This window comes from Saccharopolyspora sp. NPDC003752 (assembly GCF_053605825.1).
Genome location: NZ_JBSGJZ010000001.1, coordinates 176,339 through 192,707 on the forward strand (window position 1 = coordinate 176,339; position 16,369 = coordinate 192,707).

A 16,369-nucleotide genomic window follows, 5' to 3' on the forward strand; every position below is an offset into this window, starting at 1 on the left:
TTAACTGGCCAGTCTGATTCTCAGTCGCCGTCGGTCGATCTAGCTGGGATGTTTGCAATCGTTCACGCCCTGAATCGGCATGATTCGGCCTGGTTCGGCCACGTTTATGGACCGTAAATGGACCATCGCTGGTGATCTTGACGCCCCAACCGCAAGAATCCCGGGTCTACCTTCGGATCGGCGCCGCACGCAATTAGTCTGCCCGACGACGGTGACGTGCACCGAGAAATCTCAGCGAACCTATACTGCGCCCGCTGTGCTCCACCGGACCCACCAGAATGCACCGGACCCAGGTCAATCTGATCATTCAATCGCCCGTGATGCCCACAGACTAAACAGCCTGGGCCATCACACCTTTTATCCACAGAGTTATCCACAACCGCACACGCAAGAGCCTGTGCAATCTCGGGAATTATCTCCAGCCGGAGCATGGTCAGCTGGAACACCGTCCACCACCGAGCACTCCCGGAGCAAGCTGACAGCCTGCACCGAACCGGCGCGAGCTGGCAGGTTTTCACGTTCCCAGCATCGGGTCCGGGTCGGCCTGCCACTGCACGGCCCGGGGGGGGCGCTGCCCGGTCCGCAGGAACTCGGCAAGGGCATCCTCGACCGCGTTCCGCGGCACCCACGCGTTCGCCGGCGGCTCGATGTTCTCGTCGCCCCAGTCGTCGCCGAGGTCCTCGCCCTGGCTGTAGTGCAGCGAGGTGTCCCGGTCGAAGTAGCTCATGGCCGCGTGCTCGGAGTCCCGGAACGCCACGACGAACTCGTGATCAGGGTTGCCGTTCCGCAGCGGCCGGTCGTGATGCGTAATCGCCGAGGACCCGGCCTCACCGCCGGCCAGTCGCTCCACTAGTGGGTGCACCGACGCAGTCGAGTCGACGTTGACCACGACCTCACCAGTCGGGTATGTCCTGAACGAGACCCCGATGTTCACCAGATTCCGTCCAGATCAGGGTCAGGTGCCCAGGTGACGCAGGTCGGCCGTTGCCTGGTGTGGGCGAACTCGCGCAGTGCCTCCTGAACCCGCGCGATGGGAACCTCGGCACCAGGAGACATCACCATCAAATGGCCGTCCATGGTGAAGTAATCGACGTGCTCAGTATTCGTGCCCTCAGCGGGCACGAGGCCGGACGTGGCGTCGAACCACATGAGCGCTCCGGTCGTGCCGCGTACACCGAGGGTCAAAGTGGGCGTGTCCTCGCCCGGCTCGTGCTTAAAAAACCAGGTCAGGCCAGCTTCAGGACCTTGGCGCTCTTGATCGTGTTCGGCGAGGCCGCGGATAATCTCCTCGATGTCCATGGCCGGCGTGAGCAGAACTTGCCCGTAGTTGAGAACGTCGGCCCCCGAATCGCTCATGCATGCCCCCTGTAGGTCTTGGAGAACGGCCTGCCGGCCTGGGTGGTGCCGTGAACCGTCAACGTAAACCCCTTTGGCAAAAATCGTTCAATCACTTGATCACACCCGGGCGGCTGCGTCGGCTGCGAACCACACGGAACATGGTTGATCACCAGCTCGCTGTGTTGCTTGCCGGTCTGCGTCATCATCGCGGCCACCTTCATCTCGACGTGGCTGCTGACGAACCTCGCAAAATGACGAGAGATCCCCACTTCGCGAGCACGAGCAAGAACCGCCGGCGTCCAGGTCTGATCGATACCCGAGACGAAACTACTAGTCACCAAGCCGTCGACGAAGCCGACTGTCTTCTCCCTGGCCTTCCCCTCCCGGACACGACGGGGTAGGACATCGACCACCGCCCCGGCCTCCGGCGGGTACTGGGACCCGTCCTTCGCTGTGACGTGCCGTGCCCGGCCACCGGCAGCCCCTGCGCTGGTAGCTGGAGCGCTGGGCTCCGCTGCACCAATGCTCTTGAGATACTCCGCGCAGGCATCACGTACCTTCCGGCAGATCTGCCATGCCCGGTCGATTTCCTCCCGCGCATCACCCAACGCGGCGATCACCGCGGCCAACTCGCCGTCGTTGGTCTCCAGAGCGAGTGGATGCAGCCCGGTGCCCGCCTCGTCGATGCACTCGCCGGCCACCTGAAACGCCTCCGGCGGCAGCTTTGCCATCGCCTCGCGAACCTTCGCCGCTACCGCCGCCACGTCGTCGCCCACACTGGCTGATATTCAGCGCGCCCCCTGACAGAACCCCTGCTCCGCGAGCAGGCGTCACCGATTAAGACGAGCGCGGATCACCCGAATAGCCTGCCGAACCTGACGAGGGTGGCGGCGTGGGGCACTAGTCCTACGACGTGGGGCGCTTCCGTCCTGTGCGAGCTTCGTGGATCGATTTCCGTAGCGCTGCTTCGAGGTCCGACACCGGCTCCGCGACCGCCTCAGCCTCCGACGGGCGGCCGGCCAGCTTGTCTGCGATCCGCGCTTCGATGGCGTCCCGGTAGCGGTCCCGCCACTGCTCCGGGTGGAGATCACCCGACATCGCCTCGACCAGCGTCCGGGCCATCTGCCGCTCGGCGGGCTGCGGCGCAGCCCCTGCCGGGGGCACGTGGTCCGAAGCGGGGTTGATCTCGTCCGGCCAGTACAACAGGTGCGCAACCAACAAGCTGCCTTCCGGGCGCAGCATCGTCAGGCGCTCACGTCCGCGCAACGAGACGGTGCCGAGCGCTGCGCGAGAGGTCTCAGCGAGCACGTCGCGCAGCAGGGCGTAGGCGCGTTCGGCCAGCTGCTCGGGGTGGACGTAGTAGGCGCGGCCCACGGCCACTGGATCAACCTGCTTGATCGGTACGAACTGTTGGACTTGCAGCCGGCGGGCGCTGGTGAGCGGGAGGTTGTCGAAGTCTTCGTCGGTCAGCTCGACCAGGCGGCCGGCGTAGTCGTAGGCGCTGGAGATCTCCGCGGGTGGAACTTCGCGGCTTTCGCGCTCGCAGAACTTCCGGTAGCGGATACGCCCGCCGCAGGTATGGACCTGGTGGAAGGTCACCGAGCGGTCCCGGGTTGCTCGGTGAAGAGTGCACGGGATGGTGACCAGCCCGAAGGTGATCGCTCCCGTCCAGACTGCGACCAATGCCCCACAACCTTCAGACGTTCCGGCTGTAATCGAGGGCTTGCCCGGGACGGGTCGTCGTCGATGGCCTTGGACTGACGGACCCATGGGTAGCGCTTCCTGCGGTTGAGCTGGGCCCTTCCGCCCCGGGCAAGCCAGCGCCGGCTTCCCGGCACAGCTGATCCTGAAACACCCCTCGCATGCGTGGCAGGGCACAACGTCACGAGCCCCGGCGCTCGCGGGCCGATCACCAACGACGAACACGCCTCCGCCCCGGTCACCGGGACGCGTCACCATCAATGCGAGGGAGAGGGACTGCCGCCTCGGTGGCTTGTGCCGGTTCAAATTGATGCGAAGCAGCGCGCCTCTCCAGGTCGATCGAGGGCCGTAGCGCTCTTACGGCGTGCGCCCGGCGGCGGGAGGCCCGGAAACCGGTGCTTAGCCTCCGGTGTCGCAACTGCGTCAGCTGACGCAGGGCCACCGGGTTCTCGCTCGTAACTGATCCCACCTCCAAGGGTCGCAACGCGCGGAAAGCGGAAGATCCGCGGCTGCTCGCGCGCGTATTCATCCCACCTCCAAGGTTTCGCCCACGGGTAGCGGGCGACCGGCGGGGCTTGACAGCCCCGCCGCGGTGGGCGAGGGCAGGGCTCGCCAGAAACACACGGCGGGTTGGCCCGGGACCGGTCACCTCTGCTCCATCCCCGCATCCCGGCATACGCGTGAGCTAGCAGGCGCTCTCAACGCGATTGCCGGGTTCCGGGGGCTCAAGGAGGGTTTGGAGTGCGGCGCGGGCGGGGGCTTCTTGTTCAATCGCATATCCGCGCGCGAGGCAGTGGGTTGCGAATTCTCCTACCGTGTCGTGGCGTTGTGCGGTTTTTGCGATGTGGTTTCGCGTCGCGGCGCTGAAGGGGTCTCCTGGATCGTGTTCGCTGCTGCCGATGTCGACGATGACGCGGTGTGTGTCGGGTGGGAGGCAGTCGTGGATGCGGGTGGCGATGCGGATGCCACCGAGGTCGGCGTCGGGGCAGATCAGGACGGTGTTGACGCTGTTGGCGGCTTGGTTGATCAGGTCGAGGAGTGGGTCTGGTGGTTGGCCGTGGCACCAGATCACGGCGGTGTCGGGGTGGGTGTCGCAGATGGTTTCGGCTGCTTGCCGGTTTTCGATGACTGCGAGAACACGGGTGCCTGGGGTGACTTCGAGGCTGACGGTTCGGTGGGCGGGGAGCCTGATGTCGTGTGGGCCAGGCCAGCCTGTCCAGTCGAGGGTGCGTCCGTCGTGGTGGGCTCGGATTGGGCCGCCGACACCGATGTAAGGGTTGCGGTTGACGCCGAGCAGAACCAGGGCTTCGGATTCGAATCCGGCATCGGCGAGGAGGCGGGGCAGGTCTTCGCGGGCTTTGGTGTTGTTGGCGTGGTGCTGGACGAACGCGCGAGGCCCGTCGTAGCTCCGTTCAGCGAGGAGGTCTTCGGCGGCGCGGACCAACCACACCAGCCGGGTCTCGGTCACGTGTGCAGCCAGGGCTGCGGCTGCGCCGGGCCATTCGCCGATCAGCGCGTCATGCAGTTCACCGGCGCGTTCCCGCAGTGTGTGTCGTGTGGCTTGCCGGGTTTGTTTGCCGGTGGCGTGGTGGTCGGTGAGAGCGGGGTGTGGGATCCATCGTCGGGGAGGTTGCTGGATGGCGCCGTTGCGGTAGTCATGTTCGACTGCGATGCATCCAGCGCGGGCCAGCGCGAAGGCAATGTCGTCGGTTCGGTCGCCGAATCTGCTGGTGATGGTGTTCCTGCGGCGGGGTGCGCTGGTGGCCCAGTTCCAGTCCGTGTCGCTGACAAGCCCCTCTGGTCGGTGTGGCGGGGCGGTGGGATGGGCGCGTAGGTGCACTCGCCGTACTTTGGGGCGGCCGGCGCGGTCGTGATCGAAGGTCCCGTCGGAACGGGTGGGCTGGGCGTAGGCGCGAAGACCGTCGGGCACGCCGGGGTGGCCGGGCAGGGGGAATTCGCCTTTGGGCTGTGGGGTTTCGGTCACGCCACGTTCTCACCGGATTCGTCGTCGATGTCGGTCGGGGTGTTGTTGGGCCGGTAGGAGGCAAGCCATTCGCGGAGGAGTTCGACGCGGGCGTGGTGGGTGTCGTCTCCGACGATGACGGGTGCCTCGTTGTAGGCCATGCTGTCGGAGCGTCGGCGTAGTTTGATGTAGAGGCCCGATGCTTCGATGGCGTAGCGCTCCATGTCGTCCTGCAGGGCACCGATGACGGTGATGTTGCGGTCGGCCCCGATTTGTTCGAAGAGAGCGACGGCTTCGCGGCGATGTTGTTTGCCGAGGTTGCGGCCGAGTTCGTCGAGGATGAGCAGCAAGGGCCGTTCTCCTCCGCCGGCGAGGGCGGCGGCGCAGACGAGTTTGACGGCTTTTTCGTCCATTTGGGCGGTGTTGCCCCGGAGGTTGTAGCCGGCCATGCGTTTGCCTTCGTCGCGCCGCCACTTCGGTGTGACGGTCCACCGCCAGGGCCGGTCGGGTTCGGAGGGTGGCTCGGGTTCGGGGTAGTCCAGTCCGGCGCCGTATCCGCCGTACTTCTGGTCGAGGCGGTCGAATTCGTCGCTGACTTTCTTCAGTTTCGCTTTGATTCCCTGGGCGAGCGAGGCGCGGTGTGCCCGCGAGGTCTGCTCGGCTTCCGCCAGTCCCCCGCGTGCGGCCTCGAGGTCGCCGGTGCGCTGGATGCGCTGGGTGGCGATCTGCTGCCGTTCGTAGCTGTCCTGCTTCTCGAATAGGGCGAGGTGGGTGCGTAGCGCGCGGATCAGGCTTGGCACCAAACGGATCCGTGTATCCAGGCCGCCGCGGTACCAGCGTTGTCCGATGAGCAGTTCCCGGATCTCCGATGGCATCTGTTCAGGTGGCGTGCCGTCGGGGAAGCAGCGGCGCACGACTTCGTTGACCTGGTGGCCGGCTTCTTCGTTCCAGGACGGCGTGGTGCGCTGTTGCTGCTCGGCGTCGAGAGACAGCAGGTACGTTTCCGCGGCCTGAGGCGAGTCGCCCCAGGCCGCCTGCCGATTGGGCAAGTCCAGGGCGAGTCGCTCGTCGGTGAGCGCGGTTGTACTTTCCGCGTTTCCGGTCAACTGGCGGTTGAGTCTGCCTTTTTCGCCAGTCAGATTCCCGATCAGCATGTCGCGTGATGTCCGGTCGCCGAGCGCTGTGGTGTAGGCGGCATACGCGGCATCCAGCAGCGGCTTCAGCCTGTTGCGGCGTTCCTCCCGGTCAGCGTTGACTTCCCGCTTTTCGGAGATGGCCTGTTCGATGTCGTGTGCCTGTTCGCCGGCTTGGGCTGCGTTGGTGCGTTCTCGTGCGCGTTCCAGCGTGCGGCGTGCTGTGGTGAGGGCTTCCTCGGCTTGGGTGAGGAGGTCGGCTTTCTCCTGGTGTTCGGTGCGGGCGGCGTCGATGCGGGCGGCTCGTCCGGTGATCGGTTCACGGAAGTCGCCGAGCACGATCACCCCTGCCGTCGCGTCGACGACGTCGGAGGTGTCCCCGGCCCGATCGGCGATCGCGGTCAGGAAGGCGGTGAGGTCGAAGCGTGGATCGGCGCACGTGGGGCCACCGGCGTCTACGGCGGGTGCCTGTTCTGGAGGCGAGTCGGCGATGACCAGCATCGTGCCCGGTCGGTTCACGAGTTTCTGCTGGGCGCGCATGGCGTGGGCGCGGGTGACGACGACGGCGCCTCGGTAGGGCGCGAGGCGGGGTTCCCAGCTGCGTCGCTGGCTGGTGGTGAGCTGGATGATGTCCAGGAGCGCGGCGGAGGGGATGTCGTCGTCGCGGAGGATGGCCAGCTCATGTGCGGCGAGGTCGTCGCCGGATTCGGCTGCTTTCAGCCGGGAGCGTGCTTGTTTCTCGGCGTCCTCAGCGACGCCCAGGGCCGTGAGCGCGTGCTCGACGGCGGTGTGGGCGCCGGTTTCTTCTTGCTGGGCCTGGGTAAGGGTGCGGCCGTCGGCGGCCCGTGCTTTCGCCACGAAGTCTCGGTGTTTGCTGGTCAGACCGTCCAGTTCCTGGGTGGTGACCCGCATGTCGGTGTCCAGTTGCCGGTCGCGTTCGCTGAGTTGATTCCAGCGGTTCTCCGCGTCCTGGAATCGGCGCTCGAACTCCGCATCGTCTTTCAGCGCGGCAAGGTCCCTTTCCACCTTCTCCAGCTGGGAGCGCAGCTGTCCGGCGCCGGTGTTGAGTTCTTCGAGCTCGACGCCGATGTCGTTGGCTCGGGCGACGCCGTCGACAAGATGACGGGCACAGCGGCCATGCCAGGCCGCCTCAGCGGCGCCGAGCAGGTGGCGTGCCTGATCGCGTTTGGCGATGCCGTCCTCGACCAGCGCCATGTCGTCTTCCCATTGCTTCAGGTCTTCTTCAGCGTCGCTGACCTGCCTGCGGTGGGTGTGTTCGGCGGACCTGAGTCGTTGTTCGTGTTCGAGTTCGCGGTCGAGCCCGGTGAGGGTGGCGATGGCGTCGAAGATCCTGCGGGGGTCCAGGTCGTTGAGGGGTTGTGCGAGCAGGTTGGCTGCCGGGCTGGAGCGCACCGAGGTCGACAGGAACGACACGCATCGCACATGCCCGCCGTAGAGGACCGTGGCAAGCCGGTTGGCGTGGAAATCGGTGCGCCCGTTGCTGGTGGGCAGGGCATCCCAGAGCTCGTCGACGCGGGCGGCACGTTCGGATTCGGTTGTGCCGTAGGGGACATGGAGTCCTTCCCTCCACCGCAGATGCAGGTGGGAGGCTTTGCGGTTGATCCGCAACCACACGCTCAGGGCGCTGGCCGACAGTTCATCGAAGGTGGCCGCGCGGGGGTCGGTGAACACGCCGATCACATATCCCCAGTCGACGTTGGACCAGCGGCCTTCCTGAGCGGCGAGTTCGGCGGTGAACAGCAGCTCGGCGGCACCACTAGCGCCGGTGGTCAGCCGCCATTGCTCGTCGGCGTGCAGCAGGCTGATCGCGGCGATCAGCGAGGATTTCCCGGCGCCGTTGGAATCTTTCGGGCCCTGGCCGGCGACGGTGATCAGCCCTTGGGGAACGACTGGGATGGGGTGGGTCGACAAGCGGGAGATGTTGACCATTTGCACGCCCGCGAGGACGCGCTCGCCGACGATGTCGAATGGGCCGGAGTCGCTGCCCGTCGTGGACCAGGTGTTGGGCGTCGTCACTGTTCTCCTCGGAAATGGGCGCGGCGGGTTCGGATCGTCGCTGCCAGAGGGCTCTCGGGCGCCGCGGCGAGGATCAGCTCCTCCTGCAGCCTGCGGCGCGCCACGGGTGTGAGCCGGTGCAACTGGGGGCCAGGCAGGTAAGCGGTTCCACCGGCCGAGCCGCGACCGCGGGTCGGTGCGAGCTGCACGAGCCCGGCTGCACGCAACCGCTGGAGAGCGCCCCGGACGTCGCCTTTGCCGAGCCGGGTGTAGCGCAGCAGCTCCTCCGCCGGCGTCGGCTGGGCCGAGGTCCAGGTGTCGCCGCTGATGACGCCTTGACTGCGTGGGATCGCCACCGAGTGGATCAGCACCAGCACCAGGACGGCGCGGTCGGTGACCGCAAGCGCATTCCATCCCGCCGCGGTGAGCTCGTCGGCGATGTCGTCGCGGTAACCCGAGGTCCATGCCGTGCCCACGGCGACCAGGGTCCGTCCGATCTGGTGTAGCAAGTCCTGCAGGGTGCGGCGCAGTGTCGCATCACGCAGCGCCAGCATCTGCGCTTCCGGCACCGGGTTGGCGCCGTATTCGACGGCGGCGAACGCGGCGAGGACCTCGTCGCGGTGTTGCTCGCTCAGCTCGGCCAGGAGGGGATCGAATAGCGGGTGCGGCCCGTCGGTGGTCATCGTGGTTCGTCGGCCTCCTGTCCGGCTGTGGCGGGCGGCAGCATGCGCCACAGTTCGCGTAATGCGCTCAGTTCCACCGTGTTCCAGGACGCGACGCGCGGTCCGAGCCGTATTGTCCGGGCCGGTTCGCCCCACAGCAGCCACCCGGCGGCGGCCAGGCGCCGGAGGGCCCCGATCACTGCCCGGTGAGCGGTGGTGTCGTCCCGGTTGGTGATCTGCGCGAAGACCGAGATCACGTCGTCTCTGGAGGCCGTGGCTCCTGGCCACACCGGCCCGGCTGGTTCGCGCCAGCAGCAGCGCACGCACGCGGCCAGCACGCGGGCGGTGTCGTTGGGCTGCTCGACGGCCGCCATTGGAATGCCCAGTTCCTCCGGGGCACCGGGGCGCGCGCCCTCGGGGAGCTCCGGGAGCAGCCACACCGCACTGACACCGGGTTCCACGAGCCGGACCATGCCCGACGGGAAGGCGCTGCTCGGGTCGACACGTTGTGGGCCGGCGGCGCGCACTCGTGCCCACCACAATGCGGTGTCGTTCACGCCTGCCCTCCCTGCACCGTCCGGGTCCGGCGGAAATGCCCATGGGAGGTCCACGATGGACTGTTTTCGGTGTCGATGCGTAGCCCGTCCTGCCACACGAGCTCGTAGTCCAGATCCGGATGGTGGTGGATCGCGGTGACACCGGCGAGGACCCGGCGCGCCGTCATCCAGTCGCCGGCGTCGTCGACGACCTCGGTCACGCTCACCAAGTCCTCTCCGCCAAGAAGCCGCTCGGCAAGCGTCTTGAGCTCCTCGATGTCATCGACAACACCTATGTCCGGATCAGGTGGGGTTTCGGTGTCATCCGGGCGTGGAGGCGGCACCCGAGTGGTGCTGACCTGACGCCCGGACTCCACCGCATCGAGCAAGGCGTGCGGCGAGAACCACGGGGCAGGCGCGTCGAAGACGAACTCGTCAAGTACGGCCGCCAGCATGTCGGGCCCGGAGTCACGGGCGAAGGTGCGCCACGTCTCCACCGGCAACAGCCCCAACCCCCTGGTCGTGCCGGCCTGCGCGAGCAAGCGGACCGCCGCCGCATCGACCGCATCGGCATACGCGGCAAGCGCGGTGCGCAACTCGGCGCAGTAACGGTCAAGTTCGGACCACCGGCGCAAGACGACGGCGTGCACGTCTTTGGCCTGGCCAATCAGGGACTCATTGCCCCACAGCAGCTGAGCGTTATCGCCGAGGGTCTCGGCGGTGCTGCTCGCAACTAGGATGGCCAGCTCATTACCCATCAGCCGGAACATCTTCGTGAGCCGCCGCACCGAGTCCAAACCGGTATCGGCCGTAGCGTTAGCACTCTTGACGTTCAGCTGCTCCAGACTGAGCAACTGGTGCAGCTCCGACTGCCCGCCCCGGGCAGCCATCCGCCGCAGGAACAGCAACATCACATACGGAGCCGACGCCGCCCGGTGGTGTCGCTCATTCGGGCGGTCGTTCACCCGGCTGATCGCGCCGTAGGTACGCAGCACCTCGAACCGGCGCGTCACCGTCTGCGCCTCCCACCGCCGGCACGCGGCGACCGCGTGTTCCACGGTCAGCCCGTCACTCCCGGCGTCGGCGAAAGCGTCCAAGATCGCTTCGTCGACGTCGAGGGTCGACGGGTCCACGATCATCGCGCCGGCCTCCCGCGCGAGTACCGCGAACACCTGCCGATACACCCGAAGCACTGCGGCCTCACCAGAAACATCATCCAGCGTCAGCTCCGCCGGCTCGCTCAACGCCACCCCCTCGGGTTCCGCACAGTCACACGCATTCCTTCTTCTCCGCCCTACAACAATGACTACCGGTCGTGCGCGCATTTGATGCTGACGACCGACTGTAGAAAGACTTCCCGACAAACCCAAGAAGAGAACAGATGCCCGAGCAGTAGTTCATGGCGCCAAAATGCGCCATATGGGCGATCAATACCAGACATAATTCATCCAAATAGAGCAACGTCTGTCTTCGGTCGGGAATTCGAGTACCCAGCCCTGTGTCCGACCCTGCCGTAGACGTGCAGCTCGCGGCCTGGTGTTACCGCGTAACTGGCTGGGATCGAGCACTATCGAGCATTTCCAGTACACGCCCTCCTTCCTCCCGTTCCGACCAGGGGGCACCGTAAGTGCGGACTGCCGCCCACCCGATGGCGGCGCTTTTCATTCAGGAGTACCGATGCCGCGGACCATCGAGCCCCAAAGCCTGACCTCGTGCACCGCTGGCATCATTCCCGCAGTTTCACGACGCCTGTATCTCAGTGCTAAGGACTGCTCGGGGTCGGGCGGGGCACGCCACTATTCGGACCAGGGCTCCGAAGCTACAGCCAGGCACAAAGGTAGAGCGTTGTAGCTGGTCACAGGGGTTCAGATTTGCTTATCCGCGCTGGGCGAGGGTGGGTGACCACAGCTGAATCGACCAGTGCGCCGATGTATGGACTGATCACCTCGGGATCGTGCACGAACGCGAGCCCGGTGAGCGTCACCGCACGCTCGCTGTGCGATCGCAAGGCCGGCGAGTCGAACCCGATAGTTGGCGCACCCGCGTGCCGCTGCTGCGTGGCGGAGCACTTGCGATCGAATCCGCTGGCGATGCTGTGTCAGCCGTGGCCTGGCTCAGGTTCCCCATTGGGCAGGCCTGAGCCGCCAGCGCGTCCGCTGTTCCTGGTTATTGAACCGATCCGAACCAGATGACATCGAGGTATCCCATGTCGACAGTGCTCATGGCCGGCTCAAGCGCCACGCGTAGCGCCATCCACGATGCATGTGGCGGTACGAATCCGATGCGGCGGGTGGTAGTTACCGGTGCTGCTGGGTTTATCGGTGGGCATCTCGTGGAACGGTTGGTCGATGCCGGGGTGCTGGTGATCGGCGTTGACCGGCGAGATCCGGACCGCGATGTCGCTGCCGCGGCGAACGTAGAGGCTGTCCGGGCGGCGCCGAACTTCGTGTTCGTCCCGGCTGATCTGGCCCACTGCGCGGCGGAATCGCTGGTGTTGGGCGCCGACGTGGTGTTTCACCTGGCCGGTGTGCCGGGGGTTCGGCCCTCGTGGGGGCCGGGGTTCGCGGAGTACGCCGAAAGCAACATCATGGCGACCCAGCGTCTGATGGAAGCGGCCGTGCGGTTGAAGGTCCCGCGAGTGGTGCTCGCGTCCTCATCGAGCGTGTACGGCCGGACCGGTGGTGCCGCGTCACCGGAGACCGCTGCGACGGCGCCGTTGTCGCCGTACGGGGTGAGCAAGCTGGCCGCCGAAACGCTGTGCCTGGCATACGCGCGGCGAAGCGACTCGGCGACAAGAGTGTCGGCGCTGCGCTACTTCACCGTGTACGGGCCGCGCCAGCGTCCGGACATGCTGATCGGTCGGGTGCTCTCGGCTGCAATGGGGGGCCCGCCCGTGCGGTTGTTCGGTGCGGGCGACCAGCGACGCGACTTCACCTTCGTCGACGATGCGGTGGCGGCCACGCTCACGGCCGCCACCGCCCCGGTAGCGGGCGTGTTCAACATCGGCGGCGGCCGAGCGGCCAGCGTCGTTGATGTTGTGCGCATCGCCGAAGACATCACAGGTACCCGCATCCCAACCCGCCCCGTCGCCGCCCGGGACGGTGATGTGCCCGCCACCTTGGCTGACCCGACCCGCGCTCGTGAGGAGCTGGGGTGGCAACCGCGGGTGAATCTGGTCGAGGGCATGACCCGGCACTGGCAGTGGCTCAACTCCGAAGCCGGGCGCGCCGAAGCCGCTTCCTGACGAAAGGACCTGATCAGTGCACACATTGTCAGCAGGCTCGGCCACCGAACTGTTCACCGTGGCCTGCCGTTGCCTTCGTACGCACGGTTCAGCGGTGGCGCCCCGTGGATTGGCCACCACTGAACTTCTCGGCACGCACCTGCACTTGACGCGGCCGCGGTACCGGTTCGTTGATGCGGCCCCGGCAAGGGTGATCAACGCCGCGTTCGCGGCCGCCGAGGCGGTCTGGATCCTGTCCGGATCCGACGAGCCGTGGATCTTCGACTTCAACAAGCGGCTGCGCCGTTTCACAGACCACGGCCGCCTGCAGGGAGCCTACGGGCCACGGCTTCGGAACTGGCAGGGACGGGATCAGCTGGACACGGTGCGGCGGGTGCTGGAAGAGGACGACCAGTCGCGGCAGGCGGTGATCCAGCTGTTCAACCCCGCTCGTGATTTCTCCGGCCACCGCGATGTGCCGTGCACCTTGGGCTATCGCTTCTACATCCGGTCCGGGCGGCTGGTCATGTTCACCACGATGCGCAGCCAGGACACGTGGCTGGGTTTTCCCTACGACATCTTCACCACGACCTTGCTGCAGGAGCTGCTGGCTGGATGGCTGGACGTCGACCTCGGCGAGTATCACCACCTGGTCGACTCGCTGCACCTCTATGACGACCACCTGACCTTGGCCGAAGCACTCGACATCCAGCCCGTCGACGGCCAGGCCGAGGCCGGGGCGCAGCTGGATCTGCGGGTGCCGTGGGAGGACTTCGACACGCTGCTGGCCCAGATCACCGCAGGGGAACTCGTGGGCCACGCTGGTTGGGATGACTTCGCGATCGTGCTGGCCAGCTACCGCCGCTGGAAGGCCGGTGATCGCGACAATGCCCGAGCGCTGCTGACCAGCTCGGATCAGCTGCTGTCGGCCGCGCTGCGCCGGTGGTACGAGCTGCTGGAATCCGAGCCGCACCGGATCGCGTCCGCACCGGCCACACCCAACGCACGCGAGAGGCTGGCATGAGCCGATCGGTTCCGAGCGTGGTGCTGGGGCTGTGCGCGTTCACGCACGACTCGGCCGCCGCGCTGCTGATCGACGGGCACCTGGTGGGTTTTGTTGAGGAAGAACGGCTTTCCGGCGTCAAACACGACCGTTCGTTTCCCCGGCACGCGGTGCAGTGGCTGCTGGGCGAGCAGGGCTTGAGCGTCGCCGATGTCGATGAGGTCGCCTACAACTTCGTGCCGGTCCGCTACCTGCCCGCCGCGCTCCCGGCCCCGGCGCGACTGGTCCGCGACCCTCGTCGGGCGATGGCGCGGTCGCGGTCGTTCGTCAAGGTCGCCGCCCGCACCCACGCCCGGCTGGGCGAGTTGCGCGCATGGTTCCCTCGCGCCGGGGTGCGGGCGATTCCGCATCACCGTGCCCACGGGCTGTACGCCTTCGCCGCATCCGGTGCCGACGACGCGGCCGTGCTCATCGTCGACAGCCTCGGCGAGACCGAGACCACCACGATCGCCTCCGCACACCACTCCGACGGTCGGCTGGTCTTCCGGCAGCGTGAGGCGCTCACCGACCCTGCCTCGCTGGGATACGTCTACGGCGCGGTGACCGAGCACCTGGGATGGCGCCGTGGTGATGAGGAAGGCACCGTCATGGCTCTGGCCGCACTGGGCGACCCGACCCGGTTCCGGCCGCTGCTCGCCGACGCGGTGCGCATGACCAGCCGCGGGTTCACCGTCGACCCGCGGCTGATCGCGCTGCGAGTGCTCTCCGGGCGCGCGCAGCGGCTGACTCCGGAATTCATCGCCCGCACCTGTCCACCTCGGCACAGTGACGAGCCGGTGACCGACGTGCACCAGGATCTGGCTGCGGCTCTGCAGGAGCGCACGGAGCAGATCATGCTGCGCCTGGCCCGGCGGGCGCGGCAGGCCACCGGAGCCTCCACGCTGTGCGTCGGCGGAGGTGTGGCGATGAACTGCGTGAGCATCGGCCGAATCGCCGACGCTGGAATCTTCGAGGCCGTGACCGTCCCGCCCGCACCCGGTGATTCCGGCACCGCCATCGGGGCCGCGCTGGCTTCCTGGCACCACCACAGCGGGCACATGGCCACCGGAGCCGGAAACGCCTGCTACCTCGGCCCAGCCTTCGGCGGCCTCACTCTGCCCACCACGCCACGGCCCGGCGCCCGCGCCCGACGGCTGCACCACCGAGCCCGCTACCTCGCCGAACAACTCGCCGCCGGCCGCATCATCGGGGTATTCACCGGAGCACTCGAAGCCGGTCCCCGGGCACTGGGCCACCGGTCCATCCTGGCCTCACCGCTGGATTCGTCGGTCGTCGACCGGCTCAACAGCACCGTGAAATACCGCGAGCCGTTCCGGCCGTTCGCGCCGGTCATCCTCGCCGACAAGGCATCCGACTACGTCCGCCTCGACGCACCCTCGCCGTTCATGTCACGAGCGCACCCCGTCACCGACTTGGCGCGGGAGCGGATCCCCAGCATCGTGCATGCCAACGGCACCGCTCGTGCGCAAACTGTCGATGCGGCCCAGAACCAGTTCCTGACCGAGGTGCTCACCGAGTTCGCCGCACTCACCGGCACCCCGGTGCTGATCAACACCTCGCTGAACGTCAAAGGCAAACCCATCTGCGGCACCCCGGAGATGGCGCTGGACTGCTTGGCTGAATCCGGAATCGATGCGCTGCTCCTGGAGGACTGGTGGGTGGTGCGCCAGTGAAGATCGGCTACAGCTTCTGGGGATTCCTCGGCGCCGGGATCACCGACACCCCAGACGGCGGGCGCAGCCACCGCCGCACCCTCATCGACGGACTGCGCGAGGCCGGGCACGACATCGTGTTCCTGCAAACCAACCGCGACCTCACCGAAGCCGGTACCGACCTGCGGCAGACCTACCGCTGGGACACCGGGTTCCCCGAGATCGACGCGCTGTTTCTGGAGTGGCGCTGGCCCATCGCGGGCCGCAACACCACCCCATGCGGCGCACCCGGGCACACCTGCGACCTGCACCGGCAACAGCAGCTGGTCGAGCATTACACGCAGCACGGTCTGCCGACCCTGCTCTGGGATAAAGACCAGCAACTCTCCGCCGACGACCCGTTACGCGGCCATTCCGCGGTACGGGTGTGTGAGCCAGCGCTGTACCCGAGTCCGGGGGCACACAGCCTGCTGTTCCCGGTCGCCGACGACGCGCTGGACACGGTTGACCCCTCCGAACTCGCGCGAGGCCGGAGGCCATGGCCGCTGTTGTATATCGGTAACCAGTACGGCCGTGACGAGGCGTTCGACACCTACTTCGCGCCAGCCGCCGCCGAGCACCACCACCAGGTCGCCGGGAAATGGACAGACACCGACCGGTGGCCGCACGTGCATTTCATCGGCCGGATCCCGTTCACCGCGGTGGACCCGATGTATCGCGACGCGTTGGCGACGGTGCTGCTGTTGCCGCCGCGCTACGCCGCCAACGGCCACATGACCCAGCGGCTGTTTGAAGCCGTCCTCGCCGGATGCCTGCCGCTAGCCCCGGCCACCATCCGCGGGGGCGAACGCTACGTGCCCGCCGACCTGCACATCACCAGCGGCCAGCACGCCACCGAGCTGATCAGCGAACTGCGCCTCACCGGGACATCTCGGCGCGCCGATCTCCTGGCCGAGTGCCTGCACCACCTGAAGATCTTCCGGCTACACCACCAGCTGGACGTGATCGACACGCTGCTGAGCCAGTCCCGACGGACACCGCCGTGACCGCCACGGTAAACACCGGGCAGAGAGCCCGACCAA

General features: G+C 67.0%; 13 protein-coding genes. 4 read left to right on the plus strand and 9 right to left on the minus strand.

The window, feature by feature from the left end; genetic code table 11:
- Window positions 1-514 precede the first annotated feature (514 nt).
- The 9 genes from ACWEV3_RS00850 to ACWEV3_RS00890 all read right to left on the minus strand — a co-directional run bounded on the left by ACWEV3_RS00850 (window position 515) and on the right by ACWEV3_RS00890 (window position 10,593).
- Window positions 515-889 carry an Imm1 family immunity protein gene (locus ACWEV3_RS00850; RefSeq protein WP_452611880.1) on the minus strand — a complete coding sequence of 125 codons (375 nt, stop codon included), beginning with the start codon at window positions 887-889 and terminating at the stop codon, window positions 515-517.
- Between the two features lie 41 nt (window positions 890-930).
- The gene (locus ACWEV3_RS00855; RefSeq protein ID WP_452611881.1) at window positions 931-1,356 is read right to left on the minus strand and encodes an Imm1 family immunity protein; all 426 of its coding nucleotides are present in this window, start codon (window positions 1,354-1,356) and stop codon (window positions 931-933) included.
- Window positions 1,353-2,114: a DddA-like double-stranded DNA deaminase toxin gene (locus ACWEV3_RS00860; RefSeq protein WP_452611882.1), complete on the minus strand. Its 762-nt coding sequence runs from the start codon at window positions 2,112-2,114 to the stop codon at window positions 1,353-1,355. Before ACWEV3_RS00860 ends, ACWEV3_RS00855 begins: the two co-directional genes overlap by 4 nt.
- A 130-nt stretch (window positions 2,115-2,244) precedes the next feature.
- Window positions 2,245-3,021, minus strand: a complete 777-nt coding sequence (gene ku / locus ACWEV3_RS00865; protein ID WP_452611883.1) for a non-homologous end joining protein Ku — start codon at window positions 3,019-3,021, stop codon at window positions 2,245-2,247.
- Between the two features lie 703 nt (window positions 3,022-3,724).
- On the minus strand, window positions 3,725-5,023 hold the full coding sequence (locus ACWEV3_RS00870; protein ID WP_452611884.1) for a DUF2399 domain-containing protein: 1,299 nt from the start codon (window positions 5,021-5,023) through the stop codon (window positions 3,725-3,727).
- Window positions 5,020-8,172 carry a chromosome segregation ATPase gene (locus ACWEV3_RS00875; protein WP_452611885.1) on the minus strand — a complete coding sequence of 1,051 codons (3,153 nt, stop codon included), beginning with the start codon at window positions 8,170-8,172 and terminating at the stop codon, window positions 5,020-5,022. The genes ACWEV3_RS00870 and ACWEV3_RS00875 overlap by 4 nt, the downstream gene beginning before the upstream one ends.
- On the minus strand, window positions 8,169-8,834 hold the full coding sequence (locus tag ACWEV3_RS00880; RefSeq protein WP_452611886.1) for a hypothetical protein: 666 nt from the start codon (window positions 8,832-8,834) through the stop codon (window positions 8,169-8,171). Before ACWEV3_RS00880 ends, ACWEV3_RS00875 begins: the two co-directional genes overlap by 4 nt.
- Window positions 8,831-9,370, minus strand: coding sequence for a hypothetical protein (locus ACWEV3_RS00885; protein ID WP_452611887.1), 540 nt, complete (start codon window positions 9,368-9,370; stop codon window positions 8,831-8,833). Before ACWEV3_RS00885 ends, ACWEV3_RS00880 begins: the two co-directional genes overlap by 4 nt.
- A complete protein-coding gene (locus tag ACWEV3_RS00890; protein WP_452611888.1) occupies window positions 9,367-10,593 on the minus strand; it encodes a hypothetical protein in 1,227 nt (408 codons plus the stop codon). Before ACWEV3_RS00890 ends, ACWEV3_RS00885 begins: the two co-directional genes overlap by 4 nt.
- Before the next feature lie 1,037 nt (window positions 10,594-11,630).
- Between ACWEV3_RS00890 and ACWEV3_RS00895 the strand changes: the two genes are divergently transcribed.
- The 4 genes from ACWEV3_RS00895 to ACWEV3_RS00910 all read left to right on the plus strand — a co-directional run bounded on the left by ACWEV3_RS00895 (window position 11,631) and on the right by ACWEV3_RS00910 (window position 16,333).
- On the plus strand, window positions 11,631-12,593 hold the full coding sequence (locus tag ACWEV3_RS00895) for an NAD-dependent epimerase/dehydratase family protein (RefSeq protein WP_452612229.1): 963 nt from the start codon (window positions 11,631-11,633) through the stop codon (window positions 12,591-12,593).
- Window positions 12,594-12,687: 94 nt separating this feature from the next.
- Window positions 12,688-13,596, plus strand: coding sequence for a thymidylate synthase (locus tag ACWEV3_RS00900; protein WP_452611889.1), 909 nt, complete (start codon window positions 12,688-12,690; stop codon window positions 13,594-13,596).
- Window positions 13,593-15,308 carry a carbamoyltransferase family protein gene (locus tag ACWEV3_RS00905; RefSeq protein ID WP_452611890.1) on the plus strand — a complete coding sequence of 572 codons (1,716 nt, stop codon included), beginning with the start codon at window positions 13,593-13,595 and terminating at the stop codon, window positions 15,306-15,308. Before ACWEV3_RS00900 ends, ACWEV3_RS00905 begins: the two co-directional genes overlap by 4 nt.
- Window positions 15,305-16,333 carry a hypothetical protein gene (locus ACWEV3_RS00910; protein ID WP_452611891.1) on the plus strand — a complete coding sequence of 343 codons (1,029 nt, stop codon included), beginning with the start codon at window positions 15,305-15,307 and terminating at the stop codon, window positions 16,331-16,333. The genes ACWEV3_RS00905 and ACWEV3_RS00910 overlap by 4 nt, the downstream gene beginning before the upstream one ends.
- Window positions 16,334-16,369: the final 36 nt, after the last annotated feature.